This window comes from Neisseria sp. P0001.S005 (genome assembly GCF_051963715.1).
This window is the reverse complement of sequence record NZ_JBQCTZ010000162.1, coordinates 1-7,604: the sequence shown is the minus strand read 5'-3', so window position 1 is coordinate 7,604 and position 7,604 is coordinate 1. Positions and strand designations below refer to the sequence as shown.

The 7,604-nt window shown below is 47.5% G+C and carries 2 protein-coding genes; both read left to right on the top strand.

Going from position 1 to position 7,604, the window contains the following annotated elements; genetic code table 11:
• Positions 1-2,947: DNA-directed RNA polymerase subunit beta (rpoB, locus tag ACTHSP_RS15380; protein WP_440346388.1), on the top strand; the 2,947-nt coding region annotated here is incomplete at its 5' end.
• Between the two features lie 156 nt (positions 2,948-3,103).
• A complete protein-coding gene (gene rpoC, locus ACTHSP_RS15375; RefSeq protein WP_070461127.1) occupies positions 3,104-7,279 on the top strand; it encodes a DNA-directed RNA polymerase subunit beta' in 4,176 nt (1,391 codons plus the stop codon).
• The last annotated feature ends 325 nt before the right edge of the window (positions 7,280-7,604 follow it).

Here is a 7,604-nt window from a genome sequence, read left to right as displayed (position 1 = left end):
TACGCGCACATACGAGCAAAAATTGTCTGAAGCACAACAAAACTCTTGGTATGGCCGTTTGTTGAATGAGACTTTGGCCGGCGCATCCGAAAAAGGTGGTTACGTTCTGAGCGTTGAAGACATCGTTGCTTCCATTGCTACATTGGTTGAACTGCGTAACGGTCATGGCGAAGTAGACGATATTGACCATTTGGGTAATCGTCGTGTTCGTTCTGTGGGTGAGTTGACTGAAAACCAATTCCGCAGCGGTTTGGCTCGTGTAGAACGTGCAGTTAAAGAGCGTTTGAACCAAGCAGAATCTGAGAACTTGATGCCGCATGACTTGATCAATGCGAAACCTGTTTCTGCCGCGATTAAAGAATTCTTCGGCTCTAGCCAATTGAGCCAATTTATGGATCAGACCAACCCATTGTCTGAAGTTACCCATAAACGCCGTGTATCTGCATTGGGCCCGGGCGGTTTGACTCGCGAACGTGCCGGCTTTGAGGTGCGAGACGTACACCCGACCCACTATGGCCGTGTATGTCCTATTGAAACACCTGAGGGTCCAAACATTGGTTTGATCAACTCATTGTCCGTTTATGCGCGTACTAATGATTATGGTTTCTTGGAAACCCCTTACCGCCGTGTTGTCGATGGTAAAGTAACTGAAGAAATCGACTACTTGTCTGCTATCGAAGAAGGTCGTTATGTGATTGCACAGGCGAATGCCGATTTGGACAAAGAAGGTAATTTGATTGGCGACTTGGTTACTTGTCGTGAAAAAGGCGAAACCATTATGGCAACGCCTGACCGCGTTCAATATATGGACGTGGCAACCGGTCAAGTAGTATCTGTTGCAGCATCTCTGATTCCATTCTTGGAACATGATGACGCGAACCGTGCATTGATGGGTGCCAACATGCAACGTCAGGCCGTACCGTGCCTGCGCCCTGAAAAACCAATGGTTGGTACCGGTATCGAGCGCTCTGTTGCCGTTGACTCTGCAACTGCAATCGTTGCCCGCCGCGGCGGTGTGGTTGAGTATGTAGATGCCAACCGCGTCGTAGTTCGTGTTCATGATGATGAAGCAACTGCCGGTGAAGTGGGTGTCGATATTTACAACTTGGTTAAATTCACCCGTTCCAACCAATCTACCAACATCAACCAACGTCCGGCCGTAAAAGCAGGAGATGTGTTGCAACGTGGTGACCTGGTGGCCGATGGTGCATCTACCGACTTGGGCGAGTTGGCTTTGGGTCAAAACATGACCATCGCCTTCATGCCATGGAACGGTTACAACTACGAAGACTCGATTCTGATTTCAGAAAAAGTGGCTGCGGACGATCGTTATACTTCGATTCACATTGAAGAACTGAACGTTGTTGCCCGTGATACCAAGCTGGGTGCAGAAGACATTACCCGCGATATTCCGAACTTGTCTGAGCGTATGCAAAACCGTTTGGATGAATCCGGTATCGTGTATATCGGTGCAGAAGTAGAAGCAGGTGACGTCTTGGTAGGTAAAGTAACACCTAAAGGCGAAACCCAACTGACTCCTGAAGAAAAACTGCTGCGTGCCATTTTCGGTGAAAAAGCATCTGACGTAAAAGATACTTCATTGCGTATGCCTACCGGCATGAGCGGTACCGTTATCGACGTTCAAGTCTTCACTCGTGAAGGTATCCAACGCGACAAACGTGCTCAATCCATTATTGATTCTGAATTGAAACGTTACCGTCAAGATTTGGGCGATCAATTGCGTATTTTCGATAATGACGCATTCGACCGTATCGAACGTATGATTGTGGGTCAAAAAGCCAATGGTGGTCCGATGAAGCTGGCTAAAGGCAGCGAAATCACTACCGAATATTTGGCAAGCCTGTCCAGCAAACATGATTGGTTTGACATCCGTCTGGCTGACGAAGATTTGGCCAAACAGTTGGAACTGATTAAATTGAGCCTGCAACAAAAACGCGAAGAAGCGGATGAGTTGTATGAGATCAAGAAGAAAAAATTGACCCAGGGCGACGAGCTGCAACCGGGCGTACAAAAAATGGTGAAAGTATTTATCGCCATCAAACGCCGTCTGCAAGCCGGTGACAAAATGGCGGGTCGCCACGGTAACAAAGGTGTGGTATCACGCATTCTGCCAGTGGAAGACATGCCTTACATGGCTGACGGCCGTCCGGTAGACATCGTACTGAACCCATTGGGCGTACCTTCCCGTATGAACATCGGTCAGATTTTGGAAGTTCACTTGGGTTGGGCGGCAAAAGGTATCGGCGAACGCATCGACCGTATGCTGAAAGAGCAACGCAAAGCCAGCGAGTTGCGTGAATTCTTGAACAAGCTCTACAACGGTAGCGGTAAGAAAGAAGATTTGGACAGCCTGACAGATGAAGAAATCATCGAATTGGCTTCCAACCTGCGTAAAGGTGCATCTTTCGCCTCTCCTGTATTCGACGGTGCGAAAGAGTCTGAAATCCGCGAAATGTTGAACTTGGCTTACCCAAGCGAAGATCCTGAGGTTGAGAAACTGGGCTTCAACGACAGTAAAACGCAAATCACGCTGTATGACGGCCGTTCAGGCGAAGCATTTGACCGTAAGGTTACAGTCGGTGTGATGCACTATCTGAAACTGCACCACTTGGTTGACGAAAAAATGCACGCCCGTTCTACCGGTCCATACAGTCTGGTTACCCAGCAGCCTCTGGGCGGTAAAGCTCAGTTCGGTGGCCAACGTTTCGGTGAGATGGAGGTTTGGGCATTGGAAGCATACGGCGCGGCATACACGCTGCAAGAGATGCTGACTGTGAAGTCTGACGACGTGAACGGCCGTACCAAAATGTACGAAAACATCGTCAAAGGCGAACACAAAATCGATGCCGGTATGCCTGAATCCTTCAACGTATTGGTTAAAGAGATTCGCTCACTGGGCTTGGATATCGATTTGGAACGTTACTAAACAGAAGTTTTCAGACGGCCTTTTAAGGTCGTCTGAAAAAGCGGTTTCAGAATAAGAATGAAGCAATCGGCATTTAGGCCGTCTGAAATCAAAAGTACCGTTTCCCAATATCGAAAATCCGCCATGCGGTAAAAATACTTCCTTCAAGGAGCAAAAATGAATTTGTTGAACTTATTTAATCCGTTGCAAACTGCCGGCATGGAAGAAGAGTTTGATGCCATCAAAATCGGTATTGCCTCTCCCGAAACCATCCGCTCATGGTCTTATGGCGAAGTTAAAAAACCTGAAACCATCAACTACCGTACGTTCAAACCAGAGCGCGACGGTCTGTTCTGCGCCAAAATCTTTGGCCCGGTCAAAGACTATGAATGTTTGTGCGGTAAATACAAACGCTTGAAATTTAAAGGCGTAACCTGTGAAAAATGTGGCGTAGAAGTGACCCTGTCCAAAGTGCGCCGCGAACGCATGGGCCACATTGAATTAGCAGCACCTGTTGCACACATTTGGTTCTTGAAATCCCTGCCTTCCCGCTTGGGTATGGTATTGGACATGACTTTGCGCGATATCGAACGCGTATTGTACTTTGAAGCATTTGTGGTAACCGATCCCGGTATGACTCCGTTGCAACGTCGTCAATTACTGACAGAGGACGATTACTATAACAAACTGGACGAATACGGCGATGACTTCGATGCCAAAATGGGTGCAGAAGGTATCCGTGAATTGCTGCGCACCTTGGATATTACCGGCGAAATCGAAATCCTGCGTCAAGAGCTGGAATCTACCGGTTCTGACACCAAAATTAAAAAAATCGCCAAACGTTTGAAAGTATTGGAAGCCTTCCACCGTTCTGGTATGAAACTGGAATGGATGATTATGGATGTACTGCCGGTATTACCACCTGATTTGCGTCCGTTGGTTCCATTGGATGGCGGTCGTTTTGCCACTTCCGATTTGAACGATTTGTACCGCCGCGTTATTAACCGCAACAACCGTTTGAAACGTCTGTTGGAACTGCATGCGCCTGACATCATCGTTCGTAACGAAAAACGTATGTTGCAAGAAGCAGTTGACTCTCTGTTGGATAACGGTCGTCGCGGTAAAGCCATGACCGGCGCCAACAAACGTCCGCTGAAATCATTGGCTGACATGATTAAAGGTAAAGGCGGCCGCTTCCGTCAAAACCTGCTGGGTAAACGTGTGGACTACTCTGGTCGTTCCGTGATTACCGTAGGTCCATACCTGCGTCTGCACCAATGCGGTCTGCCGAAAAAAATGGCGTTGGAACTGTTCAAACCATTCATTTTCCACAAATTGGAAAAACAAGGTTTGGCTTCTACTGTTAAAGCTGCGAAAAAATTGGTAGAACAAGAAGTACCTGAAGTATGGGATATCTTGGAAGAAGTAATCCGCGAACATCCGATTATGTTGAACCGTGCGCCAACCCTGCACCGTTTGGGTATTCAAGCGTTCGAACCTATCCTGATCGAAGGTAAAGCGATTCAGTTGCACCCATTGGTGTGTGCCGCATTTAACGCCGACTTTGACGGTGACCAAATGGCTGTACACGTTCCATTGAGCTTGGAAGCACAAATGGAAGCACGCACGCTGATGCTGGCTTCAAACAACGTATTGTCTCCAGCCAACGGCGAACCAATCATCGTACCTTCTCAAGATATCGTATTGGGTCTGTACTACATGACCCGCGACCGTATCAATGCTAAAGGCGAAGGTAGCCTGTTTGCCGATGTGAAAGAAGTGCATCGTGCATACCATACCAAACAGGTTGAATTGGGTACGAAAATTACCGTACGTCTGCGCGAATGGGTGAAAAACGAAGCAGGTGAGTTTGAGCCTGTTGTTAACCGTTACGAAACGACTGTCGGCCGTGCATTGTTGAGCGAAATCTTGCCTAAAGGCCTGCCGTTCGAATACATCAACAAAGCGCTGAAGAAAAAAGAAATTTCCAAGCTGATTAACGCATCGTTCCGTCTGTGCGGCTTGCGTGATACAGTTATTTTCGCCGACCACTTGATGTATACCGGTTTCGGTTTTGCGGCTAAAGGCGGTATTTCCATTGCGGTTGACGATATGGAAATTCCGAAAGAAAAAGCAGCCTTGCTGGCCGAGGCTAATGCCGAAGTTAAAGAAATCGAAGACCAATACCGTCAAGGTTTGGTAACCAACGGCGAACGTTACAACAAAGTAGTCGATATTTGGGGTCGTGCCGGCGATAAGATTGCTAAAGCGATGATGGACAATCTGTCCAAACAAAAAGTCATCGACCGTGACGGCAACGAAGTTGATCAAGAGTCCTTCAACTCTATTTACATGATGGCCGACTCTGGTGCCCGTGGTTCTGCAGCTCAGATTAAACAGTTGTCCGGTATGCGTGGTTTGATGGCAAAACCTGACGGCTCGATTATTGAAACGCCTATTACCTCTAACTTCCGCGAAGGCCTGACCGTATTGCAATACTTTATTGCGACCCACGGTGCGCGTAAGGGTTTGGCGGATACCGCGTTGAAAACTGCAAACTCCGGTTACTTGACCCGTCGTTTAGTAGACGTAACCCAAGACTTGGTCGTTGTTGAAGATGATTGCGGTACTTCAGACGGCTTTGTCATGAAAGCAGTGGTACAAGGCGGTGACGTAATTGAAGCGTTGCGCGATCGTATTTTAGGCCGTGTTACAGCATCAGATGTTGTTGATCCTTCAACAGGAGAAACATTGGTTGAGGCAGGTACACTACTGACTGAGAAATTAGTCGATATCATTGACCAATCTGGTGTTGATGAGGTTAAAGTCCGTACGCCAATTACTTGTAAAACCCGTCATGGTTTGTGTGCACACTGTTATGGCCGCGACTTGGCGCGCGGTAAACTGGTTAACGCTGGTGAAGCTGTAGGTGTAATTGCTGCACAATCTATTGGTGAGCCAGGTACTCAGCTGACCATGCGTACGTTCCACATCGGTGGTGCGGCATCTCGTGCGGCAGCAGCCAGCCAAGTGGAAGCCAAATCCAATGGTACAGCTCGTTTCAGCAGCCAAATGCGTTACGTTGCCAACAACAAAGGCGAATTGGTTGTCATTGGCCGCTCTTGTGAAGTAGTGATTCACGACGATATCGGTCGCGAACGTGAACGTCACAAAGTACCTTACGGTGCAATCCTGCTGGTACAAGACGGCGAAGCCATTAAAGCCGGTCAAACTTTGGCAACTTGGGATCCGCATACCCGTCCGATGATTACCGAACACGCAGGTATGGTGAAATTCGAGAACGTGGAAGAGGGTGTTACCGTTGCGAAACAAACTGACGATGTAACCGGTTTGTCTACTCTGGTAGTGATTGACGGCAAACGTCGTTCTTCTAGTGCTTCTAAACTGTTGCGTCCGACTGTCAAACTGTTGGATGAAAATGGTCTGGAAATTTGCATTCCTGGTACGACTACCCCAGTTTCTATGGCATTCCCGGTCGGTGCGGTGATTACCATCCGTGAAGGTCAGGAAGTCGGTAAGGGTGATGTATTGGCGCGTATTCCGCAAGCGTCTTCTAAAACCCGCGATATTACCGGTGGTCTGCCACGCGTAGCCGAATTGTTTGAAGCACGCGTGCCGAAAGATGCAGGTATGTTGGCAGAAATTACCGGTACAGTTTCCTTCGGTAAAGAAACCAAAGGTAAACAGCGTCTGATTATTACCGACGTAGACGGTGTAGCATACGAAACCCTGATTTCTAAAGAGAAACAGATTTTGGTACATGACGGTCAAGTGGTAAACCGCGGTGAAACCATCGTAGACGGTGCCGTAGACCCACACGACATTCTGCGTCTGCAAGGTATCGAAGCATTGGCTCGCTACATTGTTCAAGAGGTGCAAGAGGTTTACCGCCTGCAAGGTGTGAAGATTTCCGATAAACACATCGAAGTCATCATCCGTCAAATGTTGCGTCGAGTGAACATTGTCGATTCTGGTGATACAGAGTTCATTACCGGTGAGCAAGTTGAGCGTGGCGATGTGATGCTTGCCAATGAAAAAGCCATGGCTGAAGACAAAGAGCCGGCACGTTACGAAAACGTGTTGTTGGGTATTACCAAAGCTTCCTTGTCTACAGACAGCTTCATTTCAGCGGCATCGTTCCAAGAAACAACCCGCGTCTTGACAGAGGCCGCTATTATGGGCAAACAAGACGAGCTGCGTGGTTTGAAAGAGAACGTAATTGTTGGTCGTTTGATTCCTGCCGGTACAGGTTTGACCTACCACCGCAGCCGCCATCAACAATGGCAGCAAGCCGATCAAGAAACTTCTGAAACCGAAGCTTCAGACGAATAATTTCGAGCGATTATTGTGAAAATAAAACCGCAAGCCAGTCTTGCGGTTTTATTTTTTAGAGGACTTAAAAGAGGGTAGAGTTTAAGGCCGTCTGAATAAATAAGGAAAGCAATGGAGAAAATAAGTAGAGAACCATATTTAAAATGGCAAAGGCCGTCTGAATGTTTCAGACGACCTTTGTTTCTAAAATTTAGACATAAATTGGAAAACACCAAACTTTATCAGTCATTTGCTTGACTAAACCCTTGCAATAAAAATATAATTCCAATCTTGTCGACATGGTGTCGGCAAGTATTTAACTCAACAGGACGAGAAAATATGCCAA